Source organism: Pseudosulfitobacter pseudonitzschiae (assembly GCF_002222635.1).
GTDB classification, from domain to species: Bacteria; Pseudomonadota; Alphaproteobacteria; order Rhodobacterales; family Rhodobacteraceae; genus Pseudosulfitobacter; species Pseudosulfitobacter pseudonitzschiae_A.
Window position 1 is genome coordinate 123,979 of record NZ_CP022418.1, and the last position, 21,892, is coordinate 145,870.

The 21,892-nt window shown below is 55.7% G+C and carries 23 protein-coding genes; 20 read left to right on the forward strand and 3 right to left on the reverse strand.

All coding sequences use genetic code 11. The features are described from left to right. Window positions 1-16 precede the first annotated feature (16 nt). The 17 genes from SULPSESMR1_RS21460 to SULPSESMR1_RS21540 all read left to right on the forward strand — a co-directional run bounded on the left by SULPSESMR1_RS21460 (window position 17) and on the right by SULPSESMR1_RS21540 (window position 16,193). Window positions 17-1,105: a response regulator gene (locus tag SULPSESMR1_RS21460; RefSeq protein WP_089423105.1), complete on the forward strand. Its 1,089-nt coding sequence runs from the start codon at window positions 17-19 to the stop codon at window positions 1,103-1,105. Then, window positions 1,102-1,686 carry a hypothetical protein gene (locus SULPSESMR1_RS21465; RefSeq protein WP_089423106.1) on the forward strand — a complete coding sequence of 195 codons (585 nt, stop codon included), beginning with the start codon at window positions 1,102-1,104 and terminating at the stop codon, window positions 1,684-1,686. The genes SULPSESMR1_RS21460 and SULPSESMR1_RS21465 overlap by 4 nt, the downstream gene beginning before the upstream one ends. A gap of 428 nt (window positions 1,687-2,114) precedes the next feature. Next, complete coding sequence (locus tag SULPSESMR1_RS21470) at window positions 2,115-2,477, forward strand: hypothetical protein (protein ID WP_089423107.1); 363 nt, start codon at window positions 2,115-2,117, stop codon at window positions 2,475-2,477. A 328-nt stretch (window positions 2,478-2,805) separates the two neighbouring features. Continuing rightward, a complete protein-coding gene (locus SULPSESMR1_RS21475; RefSeq protein ID WP_240311360.1) occupies window positions 2,806-3,474 on the forward strand; it encodes a lytic transglycosylase domain-containing protein in 669 nt (222 codons plus the stop codon). Between the two features lie 13 nt (window positions 3,475-3,487). Beyond that, on the forward strand, window positions 3,488-3,778 hold the full coding sequence (locus tag SULPSESMR1_RS21480; RefSeq protein WP_089423108.1) for a TrbC/VirB2 family protein: 291 nt from the start codon (window positions 3,488-3,490) through the stop codon (window positions 3,776-3,778). A 20-nt stretch (window positions 3,779-3,798) separates the two neighbouring features. Further along, the gene (locus SULPSESMR1_RS21485) at window positions 3,799-4,113 is read left to right on the forward strand and encodes a type IV secretion system protein VirB3 (RefSeq protein ID WP_240311361.1); all 315 of its coding nucleotides are present in this window, start codon (window positions 3,799-3,801) and stop codon (window positions 4,111-4,113) included. After that, window positions 4,113-6,473 (forward strand): VirB4 family type IV secretion/conjugal transfer ATPase, encoded by a 2,361-nt coding sequence (locus tag SULPSESMR1_RS21490; protein ID WP_089423110.1) that lies wholly within the window; start codon window positions 4,113-4,115, stop codon window positions 6,471-6,473. Before SULPSESMR1_RS21485 ends, SULPSESMR1_RS21490 begins: the two co-directional genes overlap by 1 nt. Beyond that, window positions 6,470-7,171, forward strand: coding sequence for a type IV secretion system protein (locus tag SULPSESMR1_RS21495; RefSeq protein ID WP_089423111.1), 702 nt, complete (start codon window positions 6,470-6,472; stop codon window positions 7,169-7,171). Before SULPSESMR1_RS21490 ends, SULPSESMR1_RS21495 begins: the two co-directional genes overlap by 4 nt. Then, window positions 7,168-7,440, forward strand: a complete 273-nt coding sequence (locus SULPSESMR1_RS21500) for an EexN family lipoprotein (RefSeq protein WP_114284581.1) — start codon at window positions 7,168-7,170, stop codon at window positions 7,438-7,440. The genes SULPSESMR1_RS21495 and SULPSESMR1_RS21500 overlap by 4 nt, the downstream gene beginning before the upstream one ends. An 8-nt stretch (window positions 7,441-7,448) precedes the next feature. Further along, the gene (locus tag SULPSESMR1_RS21505; RefSeq protein WP_089423113.1) at window positions 7,449-8,321 is read left to right on the forward strand and encodes a type IV secretion system protein; all 873 of its coding nucleotides are present in this window, start codon (window positions 7,449-7,451) and stop codon (window positions 8,319-8,321) included. A gap of 45 nt (window positions 8,322-8,366) precedes the next feature. Beyond that, window positions 8,367-8,555, forward strand: a complete 189-nt coding sequence (locus SULPSESMR1_RS21510) for a hypothetical protein (protein ID WP_089423114.1) — start codon at window positions 8,367-8,369, stop codon at window positions 8,553-8,555. After that, on the forward strand, window positions 8,542-9,225 hold the full coding sequence (locus tag SULPSESMR1_RS21515) for a virB8 family protein (RefSeq protein ID WP_089423115.1): 684 nt from the start codon (window positions 8,542-8,544) through the stop codon (window positions 9,223-9,225). The genes SULPSESMR1_RS21510 and SULPSESMR1_RS21515 overlap by 14 nt, the downstream gene beginning before the upstream one ends. After that, entirely contained in the window at window positions 9,222-10,073 is an 852-nt protein-coding gene (locus SULPSESMR1_RS21520) for a TrbG/VirB9 family P-type conjugative transfer protein (RefSeq protein WP_089423116.1), read from the forward strand. Before SULPSESMR1_RS21515 ends, SULPSESMR1_RS21520 begins: the two co-directional genes overlap by 4 nt. Then, entirely contained in the window at window positions 10,073-11,215 is a 1,143-nt protein-coding gene (gene virB10 / locus SULPSESMR1_RS21525) for a type IV secretion system protein VirB10 (RefSeq protein WP_089423117.1), read from the forward strand. Before SULPSESMR1_RS21520 ends, virB10 begins: the two co-directional genes overlap by 1 nt. A gap of 6 nt (window positions 11,216-11,221) precedes the next feature. Beyond that, window positions 11,222-12,250, forward strand: a complete 1,029-nt coding sequence (virB11, locus tag SULPSESMR1_RS21530) for a P-type DNA transfer ATPase VirB11 (protein ID WP_089423118.1) — start codon at window positions 11,222-11,224, stop codon at window positions 12,248-12,250. Between the two features lie 146 nt (window positions 12,251-12,396). After that, window positions 12,397-14,379 (forward strand): type IV secretory system conjugative DNA transfer family protein, encoded by a 1,983-nt coding sequence (locus SULPSESMR1_RS21535; protein WP_089423119.1) that lies wholly within the window; start codon window positions 12,397-12,399, stop codon window positions 14,377-14,379. 14 nt (window positions 14,380-14,393) lie between these two features. Then, window positions 14,394-16,193 (forward strand): LPD7 domain-containing protein, encoded by a 1,800-nt coding sequence (locus SULPSESMR1_RS21540; protein WP_089423120.1) that lies wholly within the window; start codon window positions 14,394-14,396, stop codon window positions 16,191-16,193. A gap of 108 nt (window positions 16,194-16,301) precedes the next feature. Here SULPSESMR1_RS21540 and SULPSESMR1_RS25620 read toward each other — a convergent pair whose 3' ends face one another. After that, on the reverse strand, window positions 16,302-16,556 hold the full coding sequence (locus SULPSESMR1_RS25620; RefSeq protein ID WP_240311374.1) for a hypothetical protein: 255 nt from the start codon (window positions 16,554-16,556) through the stop codon (window positions 16,302-16,304). Here SULPSESMR1_RS25620 and SULPSESMR1_RS21545 point away from each other — a divergent pair. Beyond that, on the forward strand, window positions 16,440-17,792 hold the full coding sequence (locus tag SULPSESMR1_RS21545) for an IS1182 family transposase (RefSeq protein ID WP_240311373.1): 1,353 nt from the start codon (window positions 16,440-16,442) through the stop codon (window positions 17,790-17,792). The two genes, SULPSESMR1_RS25620 and SULPSESMR1_RS21545, sit on opposite strands and share 117 nt — an antisense overlap. 361 nt (window positions 17,793-18,153) lie before the next feature. Here SULPSESMR1_RS21545 and SULPSESMR1_RS21550 read toward each other — a convergent pair whose 3' ends face one another. Beyond that, window positions 18,154-19,194 (reverse strand): IS110 family transposase, encoded by a 1,041-nt coding sequence (locus tag SULPSESMR1_RS21550; protein WP_089423122.1) that lies wholly within the window; start codon window positions 19,192-19,194, stop codon window positions 18,154-18,156. A 262-nt stretch (window positions 19,195-19,456) separates the two neighbouring features. Further along, window positions 19,457-20,371, reverse strand: coding sequence for a helix-turn-helix transcriptional regulator (locus tag SULPSESMR1_RS21555; RefSeq protein WP_089423123.1), 915 nt, complete (start codon window positions 20,369-20,371; stop codon window positions 19,457-19,459). 91 nt (window positions 20,372-20,462) lie between these two features. On the opposite strand from SULPSESMR1_RS21555, the gene SULPSESMR1_RS21560 reads away from it, so the two are divergent. Both SULPSESMR1_RS21560 and SULPSESMR1_RS21565 read left to right on the forward strand, forming a co-directional pair. Beyond that, on the forward strand, window positions 20,463-21,158 hold the full coding sequence (locus SULPSESMR1_RS21560; protein WP_089423249.1) for an ABC transporter permease: 696 nt from the start codon (window positions 20,463-20,465) through the stop codon (window positions 21,156-21,158). Beyond that, entirely contained in the window at window positions 21,119-21,892 is a 774-nt protein-coding gene (locus SULPSESMR1_RS21565; protein ID WP_198362916.1) for an ATP-binding cassette domain-containing protein, read from the forward strand. Before SULPSESMR1_RS21560 ends, SULPSESMR1_RS21565 begins: the two co-directional genes overlap by 40 nt.

A 21,892-nucleotide genomic window follows, 5' to 3' on the forward strand; every position in this document is an offset into this window, starting at 1 on the left:
AGGGAAGTTGTCTGAAATGATCACAACAGCCAATGGCGCGAAAAGAACAATTCTATGTGTCGAGGACGAACGGCACCTGCGGCAGGATATTATCGAGGAGCTCGTTGCCGCGGGCTATGAGGCCGTCGGCGCGGCAACCGGGCGCGAAGCACTGAGAGTTCTGGACACGGCCCGCCCTGATCTCATCCTGTGCGACATTTCCATGCCGGAACTCGACGGTCACGGGTTTCTCAAGGCACTGCGCGGCAAACATCCCCACCTCGCTCATGTGCCGCTGGTGTTCCTCACGGCGCTGGACGGACGGGATGAAATCATCAACGGCAAACGCGCCGGGGCTGACGATTACCTGGTGAAGCCGGTCGATTATGATCTCATGCTTGCCACGATCGAGGCGCGTTTGCGGGAGGTTAATCGCATCGATGAAGGTATCTGGAATCTGCGCCAGGCAATGTCTGCGGCACAATCAGGCGCTTCCACCTCAACCGACGGGATACAAAAGGTTCTCGACCTTCTTTCCTTTGGCGTCGTCTTGCTTTCTGCGACACAGGTCGTCTTTGCAAACCGGATCGCACGGGATATTCATGACGCTCGCGACGGGATTTCAATCGACAAGGTCATCCATACCGACTCTGCGCGGATCACGGCTGACATACGGAACCGGTGGCACGAAGTCAGCGAAGCGGCGCGTCAAGGCCGTGACTGCCTAGCCAGTCTGGCTATTGCGCGCCGCTCGGGTGGTCGGGACTTCCACCTGACAATCTGTGCGCTACCCGGTATCTCTCTCGCCTCCGAGATGGAGGCACAGACTGTGGCCTTCATTACTGATCCCCAGAACCGCCCTGCCATGTCGGCCGAGGTCCTCGCGGATCTCTTCGATCTCACCCCGACAGAAGTTGAAGTTGCCCGTCTTCTCACTCAGGGGCAGCGAACCGATAAAATCGCGAGCGAGCTTTCCATCGCTCCGACTACGGTTGCATTCCACCTGCGCAACCTTTTTGACAAGACCGGCACCCGTCGGCAGGCGGATTTGATCGTCCTTCTTCTAACGGGGCTGACCTCTATCGACCCGGCACAACCCACCATAAGTGGAGCTTCCACTTCATGACGATACGGCCCAACATTGTCACAGTTCTGGCAACAATTGCCGCCTTACCCGTGCCGGCAGTGGCGCAGGATTGGCAAAGTGCGTACACGGATCTCGACCCGAACCGCTGCGAAATTGTGGAACGATACGATCTTGCAGTCGATTTCGCTTGCACAGGGTTGGCAGGCTTCCCCGTTCTGCTTCGACACGGCGAACATCGCGTCTTTGTTTCCTACGGCCCGGATGCCGCGAACGAAATCGCGTGGCAACAAAGCTTGCCGAGCAGAAACAAAACGGGCGAAACACTCGAGTGGATCTTCTCCGGCCCGCCCGAGGAAGCATCGCAACCGGTCGCGACGGTTCTGCGCTATTTCATTGATCGCAGCGAGATCAGAGGTCCTGACGAACAGGTGCTGGTTGTGACCAAACTTGAGCCAGGTAATACCTGCCACGTCGCCTATATCGATGGACGCCGGAACGCACAGGCAAACGAAATGGCTCGTCAGGCCGCCCAGGAACTCGTTCCCGACTGGGATTGTGCCGGAATGCAGGCGCAGCCATATGGTACCATGGGCGTAACCGGTTTCTCGGAAGCAGAATAATCCCGACGACCACTCCAGCCTGACCTCCCAGAGGGATACCCCGCATGATGCAGCGGTAACAGCTAGAAGCGATCTTCGCCCGAGTTCTATCTGAATGGCGGTCACACGACTTGCAAACAATGCGCCGAGCATTTCGGCATATCAATTGGGCAGTCCATCGACCTCACGAGTATCGCGAATTTGTTGTTGGTTCGCGTCAACCTCGTCGATCAAGCTTTCAAGCTCTGACCGAGGCGTTTTCTAAATCGTCATGCTTCATAACCTACTCTCTTGGACATTTCTGACATTTTTCGTAACAGTAGTCGTGCGAAGAAAAGTATGCATGTGCAAAGTTTATAACTTGTCACACAACTTATAACAATCTACAACGGGGTTGCCTGGTGAAGGCACCCTGTTCGTCGGCCAATGGAAAGAGCGCGAGAATAGGGATGGATTTAGACAAAGAAGCGCCGAATGTGGTTACGACCAAGCATTTCCACGAACTCCTTCGATCAGGGTTCCAGGCTGAAGTCGTCTGCACAGAGGACGCATATAAGAAAGCCGCTGTCTGGTATGGGGAGTGGGTTGTCCGCGTCGTCAACGCCGACGGCACCTTTGAAAAGCATATTTCGTCCACTCGGATGCCCTCCACTCCAGGCGAGAACATTAAGATCCGAACGGCCAAAACGGCCAATGGTCTCATATCGCTGCTTCACGCGGCTGGATTCCGAATTCCCGCAATTCCTATGGAAAAAGGCACGCGTCAGATTTTGTCGCTCGGCGACAACCCGGCTACTCCAAGCGACGACTAGCAATCTTCTTCTTTTTGCGTTGCTGGATGCCCCTGCCTCGGTAAAAGGTTGGGCAATCGGGGACGGTGGCTCTGGAAGCTATGGGGCATCCACCCCGACGGTAAAGAAGAGCCAGTCACTAACAGCAAAACTGGCGAAACGCGCAATATCAAGCCTGCTGATGCGCTCGCCAGTTTCCACGTGCGCATCTTCCCAGGCGCGACCAATGTCCCCGTCTCGACACCGCGCCAGATCGCTGTGTCCCAGGAAGGGCAAGACCACAGCTCCGAAGATTGAGCCTTGTGAACGCGATGCGCTTCTAGCGCAGTCCGCAATTCTCACGACGCAGTTGAAAACAATCAACCAGAGCGTCGTTCGTGTAATTTTTGCTAGTATTGGTTCTTACGTTGCTCTCTTCTCACCCCTTGCGGCAGAGACACTGAGCCCTGTTGCGTTCCGGGCGATCGCAGAAAACTGCGCTCCCTCGGTTACCCCTGAAATCATGGAGAAGATCGTCAAAGCCGAAAGCGGCTTCAGACGGTTCGCCATCGGTGTAAACGGGGCGAACCGCCGAAACTACAACCCCAACTCGCATGAGGAAGCTACGCGGATCGCGCGCGAGTTGATCGCGCAAGGCCATTCAATCGACATGGGCTTGGGGCAGATCAATTCTGCGAACCTGGAATGGCTTAACCTGACAGTTGAAACCGTGTTTGATTCATGCACAAACCTCACGGCATCGGAGGTGGTGTTGCGTGATGGTTATGACCGCGCACGTAAGCAAGGTTCGGATCCCCAGACTGCGCTACACCAAGCTCTCTCAGCCTATAATACCGGAACATTCACGCGCGGCTTTACCAACGGCTACGTTGAGCGCGTGATGGGCGGGGACATTGAAGCGCCCGCCACCACCAAACCACAACCCGCATCAGCCTCTACGCCTGTGGACGTGGACGCAACCCCGGCATGGGACGTGTTCACAACAGGCTCAAACTCGCCTGCTCTCGTGTTCAATTGAAAGGAACCGCCCCATGAAATCTATCGCAGCATTTACCAACCGCTTGGGGGCCCCTGCGAGCATTGCACTAGTGCTTCTACTCGGCTTTTCCGGTCCCGCCGCAGCCGCAGGTTTCACCGACTTCCTGAACAATGTGGTCAACGAATTCAACAGCGCTCGTCGTCCGCTGGCGCTGATCGCTGTCATGATCGTTGGTGCGCTTTACATGTTCAATGTCATGGACATGCGCCGGACAGGCCAGGTCATTGTAGGGATTATCATAATCTTCGCCGCTGGTGAAATTCTCGACCTGATCACCGGGTAAACATCATGGAGGAGGAACGGTTGAACCACGACAAACTGTACTTGGCACTGACCCGTCCGGCTACGATTTACGGAGTACCGCTTGAAGCTGCGTTCATCTCGGTTTTCGTTGGCGGACTCGCCATGATCATAGGGGATTCTATCTTCTACCTGATCCTCGCCGGTCCTCTCCTTGTGATCTCACACTTCATCGTAAAGCGTGATCAGAACGCATTCCGCGTGCTTTTCAGATTCTTCGATACAGGCGCGAAATGTCGAAACCGCCCCCACTGGGGCGGTTCTTCGCCTTCTCCCCTCCGGGTCCAAAGAACATACAAGATTGAGGAAGTTGACTGATGAGTTTTTTCAGCCGCCTATTGAAACGGGAAATGATGGCCACGGAATATTTACCGTTCGTTCGTCATGCGGATGAACATACCATCGTCACGACAAACCGCGGTGCATTCCAAATGCTCAAAATTGACGGTACTTCGTTCCGCACCGCGGATACGAGCGGCATCAATTCGCTTCATGACGGTTTGAACCATCACATCCGCAACATCGCGGATGACAATGTGATGATCTACACGCACATCATCCGCAGCGAAGACCAAAGCTATCCAGACGGTGAGTTTACGTCTGAATTTGGTTGTTGGCTCGACAATACCTATCGCAAGCAAGTTCAAGGAAAATGCCTGTACCGCAATGATATTTACGTCACCATCTATATGCAGCCGCGCGGCATGGCCGCATCACGATTGGCGACTGGCGTAAGGCGCGCCCGAAAGAGCCAAATCGAAGCTGATCAGGACCTGCTTGAACAGCTCGAAGATAGAACTTCTGTTCTTGCCAAAAACCTTGCTCGTTACGGGGTTCAGCGTCTTGGTCTTGTGAAGAGCAAACTAGGATTTACCTGCTCAGAGCCTATGAGCGTATTACGCCAGCTCATCAATGGGCGTTATCAGTTGTTGCCGCTTGTGCATGGCGCAATCGGCTCGGCCATTTATACGGATCGGGTGATTTTTGGTCGCGAAGCGCTGGAAATCCGTCATTCAGCGGACTCCACTTTTGGCGCCATGTTTGGCGTCAATGAGTATCCCTCTGTTACACGTCCCACGATGTTGAGCGACCTTTTGACTGCCCCGTTTCGGTTTGTCTTGTCGCAGTCGTTCCGGTGCATAGCACGTTCCGAAGCCATCAAGAGCATGAAACTCAAGGAAGGCCGGATGCGGAATGCAGGCGACGATGCAGTTTCACAAGCCGACGAGCTGAGGGATGCGCGCGATGAGCTTATGTCCGGCAACTACGTCATGGGCGAACATAACATGTCCCTGCTGGTATTCAGCGATAGCCTGAAAGCGCTCCGTGAAAACGTGTCTGATGCAAGCAATCTCCTTGCGAATTCTGGCGCGATTGTAGCACGCGAAGATCTGGGCATCGAAAGCGCGTTTTGGGCACAGCTCCCCGGCAATCATTCAAAGCGCCTGCGTCCTGCGCCTATGACCAGCCGCAACTTTGCGTCCTTCTCCCCGCTTCACAACTACCCCACGGGGCACCGCGACGGGAACCATTGGGGCAAGGCAGTAGCCAAGCTGAAAACCAGTGCTGACAGTTCGTTCTACCTGAATTTCCATGTCGGCGATCTGGGCCACACAGCGATCTACGGCCCGTCTGGATCGGGTAAAACCGTTGTCATCAACTACGCGCTGTCTCAGCTTGAAAAGCTCAAGGTAAAGCGGGTTCTGTTCGACAAGGATCGCGGCGGTGAAATCTTTATGCGAGCAGCTGGGGGCACGTATCTTGCTTTGCACACTGGCGAACGTACAGGCTGTGCCCCGTTCAAAGCCCTGGACCTGACCCCCGCCAACCAAGCGTTCCTGGTGGCACTGACGAAAGCTATGCTCGCAGACCCGAACCACCCGTTTATAGCTGGGGACAATGCTCGGATTGAGGCGGCTATTTCAGATCTCGGGAACGTGCCGCAGGAACAGCGGTCAGTTTCCGTTCTTCGGGAACTGGTCGGCTTCAGGTCCGGTGGCGCTGATGACATTGGCAATCGGCTGGACAGGTGGGCGGATGATGGTCGTTTGTCCTGGGTGTTCGACAATGACCAAGATGAAATCGGGTTTGATGACGAGCTGATCGGTTTCGACATTACATCGTTCTTGGATGATCCGACTATTCGCAATCCGATGATGATGTACCTCATGCACCGGGTCGAACAGCTCATCAACGGTCAGCGCATTGCCATTGTCATTGACGAGTTCTGGAAAGCCCTGGCTGACGACTTCTTTGTTGATTTTGTCAAAGACAAACTCAAGGTTATCCGAAAGCAAAATGGCATCGTGATTGCTGGCACTCAGTCAACCTCTGACGTGGTGAACAGTCCAATCGCGAGAACCGTTATCGAGCAATGCGCCAGCCAGATTTTCTTTGCCAATGAGAAGGCCAATGAAACCGAGTTGAGGCAGGAACTTGGCCTCACACAGCGCGAATACCAGATTGTCCGCAACGAACTGTCCATTGGTCAATTCTTGATCAAACAAGGCGGCAATTCGGTTGTGTGCGAACTCGATCTGCGCGGACAGGACGACGCCCTTGCCGTCCTGTCCGGGCGCACAGAAGAAACTAATCTGATGAACACCATCAGGGCGCAATACCCTGATCCGTCTCAGTGGCTCCCCATTTTCCACATCAAACGAAAGGAATTGTCATGAAACTCAAGGCTGCTCTACTGCTCTCCGCCATGGTCCTCACACAGTCCGCTTTTGCTGGTGTTCCGGTTATTGATGCCACCGCCATTGCCAACGCCAAGCAGGAATTTACCCAAGAAATAGCCCAGATGGTCAAGGAACTGGAAGAGGCGAAGCGGCTCTATGATGCTGTAAACGGCCTTACCGACATGGCTGATATTGCCGAAGTCCTGAATGATCCGCAGGTACGCGAATTGCTCGGGCCAGAGGCCATGCAGATTGCGAGCTCGTTTGATGTAAACCTTGATGCGCTTGGCGATCTGTCCAGCACCGCGCAAGGCTTTTTGGATCACACCAAGGTTTCGCCCTCTGACGTGTCAGCCGAGGATTTCTATCGGCAAGAGCTGGACCGGATCGGTGCGCAATCGGCTCGAGATGCTGCGATCGGGGATCGCATCGTTCAAGCCGCTGACGACCGCCTAGCGGGCTTGGAGCACTTGCGTCAGGCGATTGGTGGCGCATCCACACAGAAGGAAATCGACGCGCTCACAGCTCGCATGCAGGTCGAATCTGCCATGCTGCAAAACGACACAAACCGCATTCAAGGGCTGGCAATGCTGCAAGAGGCGCAGGCCAAAGTTGAAGAACAACGCAACCGGGAAATTGCAGCTCAGAACCGCGCAGCGACCATGAACGCAGCACAGGAGCTATACAACCAATGAAAATGAACCTCCGCGTCCTTGGCCTCCTTCCTCTCGGCCTGCTGCTCGCGGGATGCTTCGAAGAGGAAGAACCAAATCATACCGTTCAATACTTTTTGGATAACCCAGAAGCTCGCGCGGAAATGATGGAAAAGTGCGAAGTCATGGACGATGCGCTGACTGATGCGAATTGCTTGAACGCGAGTGCGGCAACGCAGTCTGCCGCCCGTGACGAAAACCAGAAGCGCCAACAAGATGCAGTGAAATCTCTATACGGCGACGGGAGCTAAGTAAGGCGATGTGGCAGGGTCTTTATGATGATTTCATCAGCAATTTGACTTCGCAAACCGATGCTATTGCTGGAAACATGTCGTCGGCTCTGACCCCACCTCTTACGGCTGCTATGATGCTGTATATCATCCTGTACGGCATCGCGATCATACGCGGCTCGATCCAGGAACCCGTCTTGGATTTTGCCGTGCGTGGTATCAAACTGGCTATTATTTGGTCTCTCGTTTCTTCCGCTGGTGAGTACACGAGCTGGGTTGGCTCCACGATCAACAATGGCATTTCAGAGTTCATTAATGCGCTAACTGGCGGCTCAGGAACCATGCCGGGTGATTCCGTTATGGTTCAGGCACATGAGTTCGCGGACAAAGTTCAGGAACAATATGCGAGCGAAAGCTGGACCGGCGTAATCGTCGGCGGCATCATTGCGATTGTTGTCCTGGTCACGGCATTCATCTTCGCCGCAATCGCTTTTGTGGTCAGCCTGTTGACCACGTTCGCCCTCTCGATCATGGCCGGGATTGGCCCGCTGTTCATTTGCTTTGCACTGTTCGACGCCACACGCGGTTGGTTCTTTGCATGGCTCGGCCAAATCCTCAATTTCGCGCTGGTCAAATTGCTCGTGATTGTCCTGACGGTTCTGATCGTTTCGCTTCTGGGCAACATCTACACGCAGACGTCAGTGCTGGATATTGGAGTCGCATGGGGGGCTTACGTCAGCGGCCTGCTATGCTCGATCATTTTCTTCTTCCTCATTCCGTCCATCGCCTCCGGCCTGTCGGCTGGCGCGCAGGCGTCGACCGGAATGCTTCAACGCTCGGTTGAACGCAATCTGGGCATTCCGACACGCGGCGGCACGGGCGGAAGCGCAACAAGAACATAGCGCCGGACATATCCAGCGCTGCAACTCGTACATCAAGGTAAACCAATGAAAAAAATTATCTTAGTCGCCCTGCTCGGTGTAGCGGGATGCGCAACCAATACGCCCTTGCCCGATGTTCGTGGATCAGTGGTGCGCCCGCTGAACCCGACGCAATGGGACTACCAAGAGGCACTGCAACGCAAGCAGGCCGAGATTGGCGTCAACGGAAATGGGGCAAGCAATGATCCAGAATGAGAAAGAGCTTAAGCAATACTTTGAGGAAGCTCGATCCTTTGACCAAGACAAACTGCTTGCAGCGCAGCGTTCTCAACGGCTGGCTTGGGCGGTAGCTGGTATCTCGGGGCTGATCGCATGTGCCGGCGTTTTTGCTGTGGCGGCTTTGGCCCCGTTGAAGTCGGTCGAGCCGTTCGTGATCCGAGTAGATCAGGCTACCGGCGTCCCAGAAGTAATGACTGCTCTGACCGATGGTCAGGAAGCCTATGAAGAGGCAGTCGCGAAGTATTTCCTGGCCCTCTATGTCCGCACACGCGAAGGCTATTCCTATGCCGCCCGCAACGTGATCTTCAATCATGTGATGCTCATGTCCGGCCCGGATGAACAGGCGGAGTTTGCGGCGCACTACAACGCCTCAAATCCTGACAGCCCGCAGTATATCTATGGCAGAAAAACTAAGGCCGAAGTCCAAATCCGCTCTGTCTCTTTTCTAGACGATGGGTTGGCGCAGGTCCGTTACTACCTGGTCACAAAGAACGAGGATGAGGACTTGGAGCGGCGTAGTCAGTGGGTCGCCACCCTCAACTACGAGTTCGACGGTGCAGCAGAAATAAGCTCGCAAGACCGATTGATTAACCCGCTCGGCTTCGTCGTCCCAGACTACCGAACAGACCCGGAGGTCGTGCAATGATACGCATAGCCGCAATCTTTACCGCCGCTCTTTTGACGGCAACCCCAGCCCTCGCATTGGACATTCCAAGCCCCAGCAGCTCGGATAGTCGGGTGCGGTCCGTGAACTACAATGAATGGGACGTGGTGCGCGTCATCGGTACGGTTCGTACAACGGTTCAAATCGTGTTCGACCAGTCAGAGGAAATCTTGGACGTGGCCGCTGGCGACAATGTCGCTTGGGAGTTCAAACCGCGAAACAACATCCTGTATCTGAAACCCCGTGAACCGCATCCCCCTTCAAACGTGCAAGTTGCCACTGTACGCGCAGATGGTACGACCCGGACCTATTCTTTCGAACTGATCACGCGCGAAGGAGAGATTTTGGCGAATAACCGCGATGTGTATTTTCAGATCAGGTTTCGCTACCCGCGCGATAAAGCGGATGCCCGTCGAACTGAAAGAGCTGCACAACGTCAAGCCGCACAGGAACAAGCCGCGCGGTCTCGTTTGTCGGCATCCGTCGCACATTCTGGAACAAAAAACTGGCAGTTCCTGGCGGCGGGCTCGCGAAACCTGCAACCGGCCAAAATTTTTGACAATGGCGATATGACGGTTCTGACGTTCAAACGCAGCAACCGTTTGCCGTCTGTCTACATGGTGGGAACCGATGGAGAAGAGCGGTTAGTGAACACGACTGTCCGCCGGAATGAGGTCATCGTGCATGACGTTGTCCATGAAATTCGTCTGCGCCTCGGGCGCGAGGTCACGGCGATCTACAACATGGGCATCGGCAAAGGCCACACGTCAATCAGCACCAGCACAACCAGTCACCACGTAGAACGCGAAGTCATTGGAGGGAGCAACTAATGGCAGTCGAGCAAGACAGCCCCACCGATGGGCAAACTTTGGACGGCGAGCGCGGTATTACCGCTATCGCTGAAAGCAAAGGCAAAGCGGGCGGATCAGAGGTAGGTAAAAAACTCGGTGTCGCGGCTGGTATAGCATTTCTTGGTTTTCTCGCGTTCCTGCAATGGCCAACTCATGAAGAACCGCCAGCAGAAGAGGTTCTTGAAAGTACACGCCGCATCAAATCGGGCAGTCAGTTTCAACCTGCCGATATTGCAGAGCCACAGCCCGTACCGGCTACACCAGCAGCAGCACCGGCTGAAGAACAGCCTGTCGGGCCAATCGAGCGGATCAGGATCGAGCAAACGGGATTGCCAACCGAACCAACCGAAGCTGAATTGTTGTTTGAAAGCTCAAAGCGCGCTCCGCTGATGGCGTTTGAAGGCGCTCGCACCTCGTCACCGCAAGCCGCGGCAACAGGGGCTGATGGCGCCGGGCTGTTTGGTTCAACCGATAGTGGGCAAGGTCAGGGAAACTCTGGCCTGGCGGCGGATTTGCAGGCAACCAAACTTGAGGGTTCGCCGGCTACGGTTTTGGCAAATCCTCACCTGACCATCACGCAGGGCACACTCATTCCGTGTTCACTTGATACGGCTATGGACTCGTCTCAGCCGGGAATGGTCCGCTGCACCGTGAATGACGACATATATTCGACCACCGGCACCGTAACCCTTTTGGAAAAGGGAACCCGCATCGTTGGTCAGTACCGTGGAGGGCTGCAACGCGGCACAAAGCGCCTCTTTGTGATCTGGACGCGTGCAGAAACGCCAAATGGTGTTGTTGTAACGCTCGACTCGGCCGGAACGGATGGTCTCGGCCGAGCTGGCTTCAACGGCGCCATTGATACACAGTTCTGGACCCGTTTTGGCGGCACAATCATGCTGTCCATCATCGACGATGTTCTTGCCGGTTTTGTTACCAGCCAGAGCAACGCCGACAAGATTGAAAATACGACCGATGGCGTAAGCAGCCTTGCGCAAACGGAATTTCAAAGCACGATCAATGTCCCAATCGTTTTGCGTAAGAACCAGGGTGAAAAGGTCGCCGTGATGGTGGCGCGTGATCTGGATTTCTCAAACGTCTACCGACTGAAAACGAGATAACGGAACATGCACGATGGAAACATGCCTCGGCTAGCCCCTGCGGGGCTTGCTTCCTTCTTGGCCCCGCTCCAAGACTACCTAGACCAGCCTGATGTTATCGAACTTTGTATAAACCGGCCCAAAGAGCTTTTCGTTGAAACTTATGACGGCTGGAAGATTGAGTATATCGACGCGCTCACATTCGCGCATCTGAGCAGCCTGGCTACAACAGCCGCCACTTTCACCAAGCAGTCAATCGACCCGACGCACCCCATTTTGTCGGGTAGTTTGCCGGGCGGCGAACGTATCCAGATTGTGATACCTCCGGCAGTTCCACAAGACACTGTCAGTATCACGATCCGAAAACCGGCAGAGCGCACATTCACACTTGAAGATTATGAGCAGTCGGGAATGTTTGACGACATTTTTACTGAAATAGGCTCGTTGTCGGACGTGGACAAAACGCTGCTCGATCTTCATTCCAAGAAGTCGTGGAAAGCGTTCCTGAAATACGCTGTTCGGAACAAAAAGAACATTCTGGTATCTGGTTCAACCGGATCAGGTAAAACCACTTTCTCAAAGGCACTGATCCCGGAGATACCGGACAATGAGCGCATCCTGACAATTGAGGACACTGTTGAGCTGGTCATACCCCAGCCTAACAACGTGCGCCTTATTTACTCTAAGGATGGCCAGGGTCAGGCCAAGCTATCAGTTCGTCAGCTTCTCGAAAGCTCGTTACGGATGCGTCCTGATCGGATTTTCCTTCAAGAGCTGCGAGACGCCGAAGCGTTCTATTACCTGCGGAATGTTAACACCGGGCACTCGGGCTCGATCACAACCATTCACGCAAATTCCGCCATGCTGGCCTTTGAACAGCTCGCTTTGCTGGTCAAAGAAAGTGAGGCCGGACGTGATCTGAAACGCTCAGAGATTAAGGAAATGCTGTTGCAGATGGTTGATGTGGTTGTGCAGGTCAAGCGCAGAGATGGCCGGTTCCGCATCACTGAAATTTTCTTCGACCCAACCCGCAAATTCGAAGGAGCCAAATCGTGATACTTGAGAAGTGGCCTGAACTATCGCCAGCCGCGAAAGGCACATTTCTAGGGGCCTGTACCATTGTCGCCGCAATCGGATTCCTGATAATTTCTGGATACGTCCTCAGTCGTGGATTGGGTCTTACATACGATCCGGTTGCGAGCATGGCCCTTTACCCGAAACTGGTAATAGCCCGTGGGTTTGATGGGGAGACAGGCCGTTGGGTTAAAATCGCAAGTTACGCAGGGGCGGTGCCAGCTCTGGGCATGATCATCGCCTTTCTGATGAACAAGCCTAAGCAAGACCTGCACGGCAAAGCGCGCTTTGCCGAAAATCGGGACATAAAGGCTGCGGCGCTGCGGTCGAAAAGCGGGCTGATAGCCGGGTTCACTGGCCCCCTGCCCTCTCGGAACTACGGTAAGCCGGTAGATAAGATGGGACGGCACGTTGAGGACGGCGGGGCCGTCAAAATCGCTTCTACAGGCCACTTGACACCCAGGAATCTGCTTACCTATGGCGGGCCAGAACACATGTTCATTTATGCGCCCACGCGCTCCGGTAAAGGTGTTGCCGTCGTCGTGCCAAACCTGTTGAATTGGCCCGGTTCTGCGGTTGTCCTCGACATTAAAAAAGAAAACTGGACGTTGACGGCGGGCTTTCGTCAAAGCGGTGGGCAGGACGTTTATCTGTTCGATCCGCTGGAACCGAATGGCAGAACACACCGCTGGAACCCGCTTTCAACGGTACGTCGGGGCGGTGATTTTCAGATTGAAGATTTGCAGCGATTGGCCGACCTGTTCATTCCGGTGCAATCGAAAGACCCCTTCTTTGACCGAGCGGCACAAACCGCCTTTGTCGGTGTCGGCGGCTATCTGGCTGAGACCCCGCGTTTGCCGTTTACCCTGGGCGAGATTTTCCGGCAGCTCACACTTAGTGGTGATGTTGTTAAGACCTTCAAAGACCGTATTAAGAAACGCAAAGATGATGGTCACCCGCTCTCGTGGCAAACTGAGGCTGCGCTTACTGATTTTATTTCTAAGTCGGAAAACACCTTTGAAAGCGTCAAGTCCACGATTACGGCCAACCTGGGACTGTTTGCCAACCCCTTGCTTGACCGTGCGACTTCTGCATCAGATTTCGATTTTGCAGACCTTCGGAAGCGGAGTATGTCAATCTATGTCGGCATCACGCCCAACAACCTCGGACGCCTCGGCCCGTTGCTCAACCTGTTCTTTCAGTCATGCGTTGATGCCAACATGCAAGAGCTGCCCGAGAACAACCCAGAGCTAAAGCACAAGGTTCTGCTTTGCATGGACGAGTTTGCCGCTGTGGGTGAACTGCCGTCCTTCAAGCGTGGTATCGGCTACTTTGCCGGGTATGGCTTGAAGGTGCTGACAATCATCCAGACGCCCGCCCAACTCTCGGACATTTACGGAGCGGATGGTGCGGCCGCCTACATGGATAACGCGGGGGTTGAGGTCGTCTTCACTCCGAAGAGTTTGAAAGAGGCGCGCAACCTGTCCGAGCGGTTTGGTACGTTGGCGATGGAAAGCAAGAGTGAGTCCCGATCAAAACACCTCGCCAACAGCAAAGGTACGACCGTCAGCACCAGTGAGCAAAAACGCTCTCTGATGATGCCTCAAGAACTGCTGGCTATGGATCAGTCCAAAGCACTTGTCATCATCGCCGGGCAACCGCCCGTGATGGCGAACAAGCTACGGTACTATGCTGAAGAGGTGTTTTTGGAACGGTCGAAAATCGCCCCGCCGGAAATTCCATCAATCTCCCCGGGCGCATTGGACGGTAAGGTTGCAAAGGTCGAAGCGGAAAACCTCGAACTGCGGAAAGAACAGGTCGAGACGCGCGAAGAGCTGGCCGCTTTGAGGGAAGAGTTGGCTCGGATCACTGCCCTGGCTGAGTACCGCGACGAGAACGTGGCAAACGGACAACCTGCAAGCGTCGAAATGACCACCGAAGAAATTACAAACCCGGGTGGCATTATGCCCGAGCGTTTGAAGCTCGATCATTCCAGCGCCCGTGAAAAGCTCGCTGCGCTCAAAAAATCAGGAAAACTCACTTCGCAGGACGGTGCCAAAGAACTGCTTACGTCTCTTGGCGTCGATCTTCCCCACCCCGCTATTGCATAGATTGAGAGGTAGTCATGGCTGACACACAGAACCAGATAAATCACAACTTCGAACTGTCGTATGGACATTCTGACGACAAGAACAGCTATGCAACTGCGGTCGAAGCTGGGAAAGCCTTCGCGGATGCTGATGCGAAACTTGCTCCCCGAGTCATTGAATCGGATGATAAGGGCGCTCGTACTTTGGCAAATAGTGGTCGCAGTGGCGATGCGTATTACAAGCAGGTGCCAACGCTGGAAGCGGTCCAAGCTGACAAACCTCGTGAAATCGATGTACAGTTTTGGACGGCCTATCATGACCGGATCGCAGAGAAAGCCCATACGGAAAGTGCCCCTGCCCTGGATGATACGCCTATCGAGCTGAAAGAGCCTGAGAGGCAGCAACCCCAACAAGGCCGCAAGGATGAGGGAAAAGAGCCGCCCAAAGAGGCCCAGCCTGTAATGACGCCCGCTCTCGACACTGCTCCTGAAGGATCGGCAGAGCCAGAAAAGCCGCAACCTGAAAAATCGCAGGATGAACGGTTTGCAATCCCGATGAGTTTTGAAGAGCGGTTTATTCTGACGCGCGAAAGCAACCGTCAGGAAATGTTTCGTTCTTACGACGACAAGCGCCCAGCAATTTCAGATCGTGGTGACAGTCTCCACACCAAAAATACAGATCGTAGCACGGCAATGGACATGATCGAGCTGGCGGCGCATCGCGGCTGGTCATCCATGAAGGTGAAAGGACCGACAGATTTTCGCCGGGAAATGTGGATTGAAGGCACGGCGCAGGGCATCGAAGTTAAGGGCTATAGGCCGAACGACAAAGATCGGGCGGAAGCCGAGCGCCGAACTGAATTGATTGGTGAACGGGTCATTGAACGTATTGACCAAGATCGGGGCAAGAGTGGTCGTCAGGCTGATGCAGCGGGACAACCTGAGAACCAGGCTAAAGGCCAGTCCAACGTTGTTCCAATGATCAATTACAAAGACGGGCTTGAAGGCAAAATTACTGACATCGGCGCTGCCCCTTATCGTGATCGCGAAGGGGCATCAGCAACCCCGTATGTGGCTTTAGAACTGGCGGATGGTCGTGCTCATAAGCTCTGGGGCGTTGGCCTGCCTGACATGCTGGAAAAAAACCAGATCAAGGTAGGTGACAAGGCGACTATTTTTGCCGATGGGCAGAAGGCAGTCACCGTCAAAGAACGAGACGCCAAAACAGGGGTAATGAAGGACAAAGACACCTTTCGAAGGGAATGGGGTGCGCGAGACATTGAGCGTACCCCAGAGCGCGAAAGCAACCGCGTGGTGCCCGTCCAGAAGAATGACGAGCCTGTAATCGAAAGTGCAGACCCGCCAGCAGCTAAGAAAGAGGCTCCCTCCGTGACAATGCAGCCCGGTTCCAATAACGGCGCAAAGCATCATCAAGAACAGCAACGACCCTCGGATCGTCTTGAAGAACGACTGAAACACAAAGACGCGGCCAGCAGTCCCCAGTTACGCGGGGCAGCCAGTACACTTGCGCTGATCGACGCAGAAATGCGTGCTGCGGGTGTGCCTGACAAAGATCGGCAATTGGTTCGAGAACTGGCTGTCAACGAGCTTGCGAACGGCATTCGCGCAGGTCGCCAGTACGATGTTCAAAGACTTCCGAATGTGAGCGCTTCCCAGCAAGCCGCCGCGCGGGCGATCACTACGAAAGACGTATCCAAGCTCATTGAGCAGGCCCGTGTTCGAACGCCGCCGAACCTGGCCACGGCAAACAAAGGTCCAACTCAGACACCAGAACAGGCGCGTGAACGCACTCAGCAACAAGATCGTGGCCGGTAGCGTCCGCGTTCCCGAGTTACAGGAGTGTGTAGATTTTGCTTCCGCCGCGAATGACCGCAATGCGGACTGCGACCGCAGCATCTTGAAGGTAGCGTGAAGGTCCAAGGGTCAAAAGCGTTGATCGACACCAACGGCGTATTTTGTTGAAAAACTCTTTCTTGATTGAGGGCTGAACTGCTGATTCAATTCCTGTAATTGAGGGGAGGATTGGCGATGATGGGACCGAGGCAGGAAGCGCAACCGGCACTGTTTTACGAGTTCTCGCTCGAGGATCACATCCCCACGGATCACTTGCTGCGATCCATCGACCGGTTCGTCGACTTGAGCAGTATCCGCGCCTATCTGGCGGAGTTCTACAGTCACACAGGCCGCCCCTCGGTCGATCCCGAGTTGCTGATCCGAATGCTTCTGGTCGGATACTGTTTCGGCATCCGGTCAGAGCGGCGGCTCTGCGAAGAGGTGCATCTGAACCTCGCGTATCGCTGGTTCTGCCGCCTCGATCTGAGCGACCGGGTCCCGGATCACTCGACGTTTTCCAAGAACCGGCATGGGCGCTTTCGCGACAGCGAACTGCTGCGCCACCTGTTTGAGACGACTGTCGCGCGTTGCATCGCCGAAGGTCTGGTCAGCGGCCAGCGCATGGCTATCGATGCCAGCCTGATCGAAGCTGATACCAACAAGCAGAACTCCACGCCGAAGGAAGACTGGGACCCGACGCGCATCGATCCGGCTGACGCGCCCCGCGCAGTGCGTGAGTATCTCGACACGCTGGATAAGGCCGCATTTGGCACGGCCAGCGAGGTGCAGCCCAAGTTTACCTCGCATTCTGATCCCGCCAGTCAGTGGACAGCAGCCCGCAAAGGCCCTGCTTTCTTTAGCTATTCCGACAATTATCTCATCGACACGGATCACGGTGTCATCTTGGATGTGGAACCCACCCGCTCAATCCGGCAAGCCGAGGTTGGATCGACAAAAACGATGCTGACGCGTGTGAAAGACAAATTCGGCTTGGTCCCTGACTGGATGATCGCCGACACAGCCTATGGTTCAGGCCCAATGCTTGGCTGGCTCGTGGAACGCAAGATCGATCCTTACATCCCTGTGATCGACAAGGCCGGACGCCCCGATGGGACCTGGACACGCACGGATTTCGACTGGGATGCGCAGAACGACCAATACATCTGCCCCGAGGGGCACGCGCTCAAGCAGTTCCGCCGGAATTATTCCGATCCGAACCGGTGTCCGACGGGCAAGGGCACCGCAAAGTATCGTGCGCTGAAGCTGACCTGTCAGGTTTGCCCATCCAAGCCGAAGTGCTGCCCCAATGCCGACGCCAGGTCGATCACGCGTGAAGAACACGAAGATGCCCGTCAAGTTGCCAGAGATCTGGCCAAAACGGATGAATATGCGATTGCGATGAAGCTCAGGAAGAAGGTCGAAATGCTCTTCGCCCACCTCAAACGTATTCTCGGCCTGAGCCGACTTCGATTACATGGTCCATGCGGTGCAAATGACGAATTCCTGCTCGCCGCAACTGCCCAAAACCTCCGCAGACTCGCTAAGATCTTTCCTGCACCGCAGCAAACGCGCAAAGCCTGAGAAGAAAGGTGCCTGCGCTGAAATTCGAGCAGCTATTTCTGCAATCGCAAACGTTAGTTTTTCCACAAAATCGGCGGATTCCGGTCATTCGCTGCGTTTGCAAAGAGCTCATGTAGAGGGAGAATAAGCGGTTCTCTGATCGCGGTTATGTCAAGGGCGTTGGGTTTGTTGTCCGCCGGGGTCGTGGTTCTCTCCGAAGTCAGGCGATGCTGCTTCATGATGGCGTCCGGGGCTGATCGTCTGGAATGTCATTCACGAGGTTGGTGCGGCTGCGCCACCTCGACCGCTTTACGCGAGATCGATCTGCCTCCGTCCCGGAGGACGCCAAACCCGCCCTGTCCTCAGGCGGGTATGCTGTTTGTCAGGTTAAGGGCTCCTTTGTCCAAGTGAACTCGGTTCCGTCACGCCAGATGGCGTGTAGGATCACGGTAATTTTGCGCGCAGTTGCCACGGCCGCCTTCTTGAAGCCTTTACGTGCACTGAGCCGGATCGCCCAGGATTTGAGGGGTGAGAACCGCCTGACCTGCGTCATCAGTGACGTGGCGGCGGAGACCAGCAAACGGCGCATCTCGGCATCCCCGCATTTGGAGATGCGGCCCGATCTATCGATCTCACCTGATTGGTATCGTCGTGGTGTCAGGCCCAGGAACGCGCCGACATCGGTCGATCGGCGGAACCTGCTTGCATCATCTATTGTCGCGATGAAGTTGAGCGCGACCAGCGGCCCAACACCTGGAACTGTCATGAGGCGACGTGCCAATGTGTTCTGCTTGGCAATATGCATCAGTTCATCGCCCAGAGCTTCTGCCGAGGCGCAAAGCGTTTTGTGGATGGGTATCATGGTTTGCGCCAGAAGCCCCAGCATTGGATCGCAACCACCGGCCTCAGCGAGCTGATCGCGGAACCCTTGGCGATGATGGGCGCGTAGAACAGGTCCCATCCGGATACCGAAGGTTTTCAGGACGCCGCGGATATGGGCCTCGATATCCTTGCGCATGCGGATCAGCCGTTCACGCGCTGCGACCAGCGCCCGCACCCGGTCCGAGGCTTCGCTGCGGATGTGCACCTTTGTGAACCATCCGGTTCGCGCCAGCTGCGCCAGACCTTCCGCATCTGCCTTGTCCGACTTGTTGAGGCGCGCAGACAGAGCCTTGTGGGCCATGCGGGCGTCGATACATGTGATCGGCACACCGCGCCGTTCAAGCTCGCGTGTCAGCCATGTGGCCAGTATCCCGCTTTCATGCACGACGCGTTCTGTGTTTGGGGCTTCCTGCGCCAGATAATCGGCAATGGTGTCCGGTTCGGTTGGAACAGACGCACGGTTCAAGACTTTGCCGTCTGCATCCACCACACAAATCGAAACTTCTTTCAATGATACGTCGAGACCAACATAATGGCTCATGGTCGTTCTCCTCACGGCTGTTGATTGGTGAGTCTGATACTATCAGACCTCGTTCGCCATCGGAGAGCGACCACCGCGATCACACCATGTCGTTCGCCCCCATGTCGTCATGACAGCACGATGCGTCGACGTCGCGTGATGGAAGCGCGCTCTGCAAAGTTTGGCAGGCTGGCTGTCGGACAATCTTTCTCAGGGCGGGTCATCGTGCCACAACAGATTGCTGACCTGAGAAATCCAGCGACTTCGGTAAGATCGCTTTGGATCACGAGTTCCAGCGGACCTTTCCCAGCTCCGTGACATCATACCCAGATAGATGCGCTGCCCGGGCGGCAAAAGCGTCAGTGCGCGCGAATGCCAGCAGCGCCTGAACCTGGGGCTCGAAGTAGTCACGTCGGCGCATGACCAGATCAAAGCTCTCATTGCCAACCAGCGGAACGAAACCAAGCCGTCCCGTCACCGCCTGTAGACCGATCCCGCAATCGGCCTCGCCAATTTCGATCATCGTGGCCAGATCCCCATGCGTTTCGGCCTGCCGGGGCGCAAACTGCAAAGCATCCGCTGTCAGGCCCATACGGCCGAGCAAGACATCAAGCAGCAGTTGCGATCCTGCCCCCTCTGTGCGGGCGGCGAAACGCAACCCCTGCGAGACGACATCCTCCAGACAGTTGATTGCCTGTGGGTTGCCGGGTGCGATCAACAGGCCTTGAACCCTGCGCGCCCAATGGATCATGACAAAACCGCCACCAGGCATATGGCTGCGCACTGCGGGCAGATTATACTCTCCGCTGGCAGCATCCAGCAGATGACTGCCCGCGAGCATCGCGCGCCCGTCAGCCAATTCGCGCAGACCATGCGTCGAGCCATGCGTCAGCACCGCCAAACCCGCGCCCGATTGCCGGAGCGCCCATTCGAGCAAGGGGTCGTTTGACCCTGCATAGATCGGCGCTGCCTGAAGAACGCCTGCGACAGGGGCTTCGGTCTGTGCCTCCAGCCAGACATCAATCAAACGGCGTGGAAAGAGCAGTTTGCCGGTCGCACGGGTAAAGGGAATCGTCTGTCGGGTAACCATTTCATAGATCGTGCGCTGCTTGACCCGCAGGTAATCAGCCACCTCAATCGTCGTCATCAGGCTCGGCACACCAGAGTGCGCACCATCATCTTCTGGATCGTTCTGCATAATACTGCAAATCCGTGCATTATTTAGGTGTTTGCACAATAGACTGCATCTTGTTTACTTGTCTATGATTTCTCAAGGGATTTTTGCGTCAATGGATGGCCCATTTCACATCGCGATTGCCCTGATCGCCTCTGGCGACCCGGCTTTGACCGGAACAATTGCGCTGTCATTAAAAGTGACACTGACTGCTGTCAGCATCGGTTGCCTGATCGGGCTGCCGCTTGGTGCCAGTCTTGCGCTTGCGCAGTTTCCCGGGCGCGGCGCGATTGTCGTGGCTTTCAATGCCCTGATGGGGCTACCGCCAGTTGTGGCAGGTCTTTTGGTTTACCTGATGTTGTCACGGTCCGGCCCGCTGGGTGACCTCGCGCTTCTTTTCACGCCGACGGCAATGGTCATTGCCCAGACAATCCTGATCCTACCCATCGTGATTTCGCTCACCCGCTCCGTGGTCGAAGACCTCTGGGCCGAATATCGTGAACAGCTGCGCTCGCTCGGGGCGGACCGTTTGCGGGCGGTGCCGACCTTGCTCTGGGATGGACGGGTCAGCCTTGTGACGGGCATCCTTGCAGGTTTTGGCAGAGCCAGCGCCGAGGTCGGTGCGGTCCTGATCGTCGGCGGCAATATCGCGGGCCATACGCGCACCATGACCACTGCGATCACCTTGGAAACCAGCCGTGGCAGCCTGGGCCTTGCCGTGGCTCTCGGCATCATCTTGTTGTTGATCACCTTGTCGCTGAATGCGGCGGCATGGGGACTAGCACAATCGGCACGGGGGCGATTGGGATGAAAGTGGACAAGGTCATTGCATCGGCAACCACGATCCTTCCCCTGCGGCTCAAGGATATGAGCTATTCGGTCGGCAAGACGCGGCTATTGGACGGGATTGACCTCACGGTCAATGCGGGCCGGCGATTGATTGTGATGGGTCCAAACGGGGCGGGGAAAAGCCTGTTCCTTCGTCTCTGCCACGGGCTTATTGCACCCACCTCGGGCAGCATCTCATGGCAGGCGCAAGGTCCGCGACCGGCGGCGCAGACGATGGTGTTGCAACGCCCGGTGCTGCTGCGCCGGTCGGTCCGGGCCAACCTGAACTATCCGCTGGCCCTGGCCGGTTATGCGCGCATTGCGCGCGAGGAAATGGTCCATAAAACCCTCACGCGTTTCGGCCTGATCCCGCTTGCAGAGCGCCCCGCACGTCTACTGTCCGGCGGTGAGCAGCAGCGCCTTGCGCTCGCACGTGCATGGACAATGCGGCCACAAGTCCTGTTTCTGGACGAGCCGTCTGCTGCACTCGACCCTTCGGCGACCCGTGCCATCGAAGACTTGATCGGCCAGTTCAGTGACGAGGGTATCACCATCGTGATGACCAGCCACGATCTGTTTCAGGCGCGGCGCCTTGCTCAGGACGTTGCCTTTCTGCATCGCGGACGGCTGATCGAACACGGCCCCGCCGCCCGGTTCTTCGATGCGCCCCAAACACCCGAGGCCCGTGATTTTCTGGGCGGCGAGCTCATCTGGTAA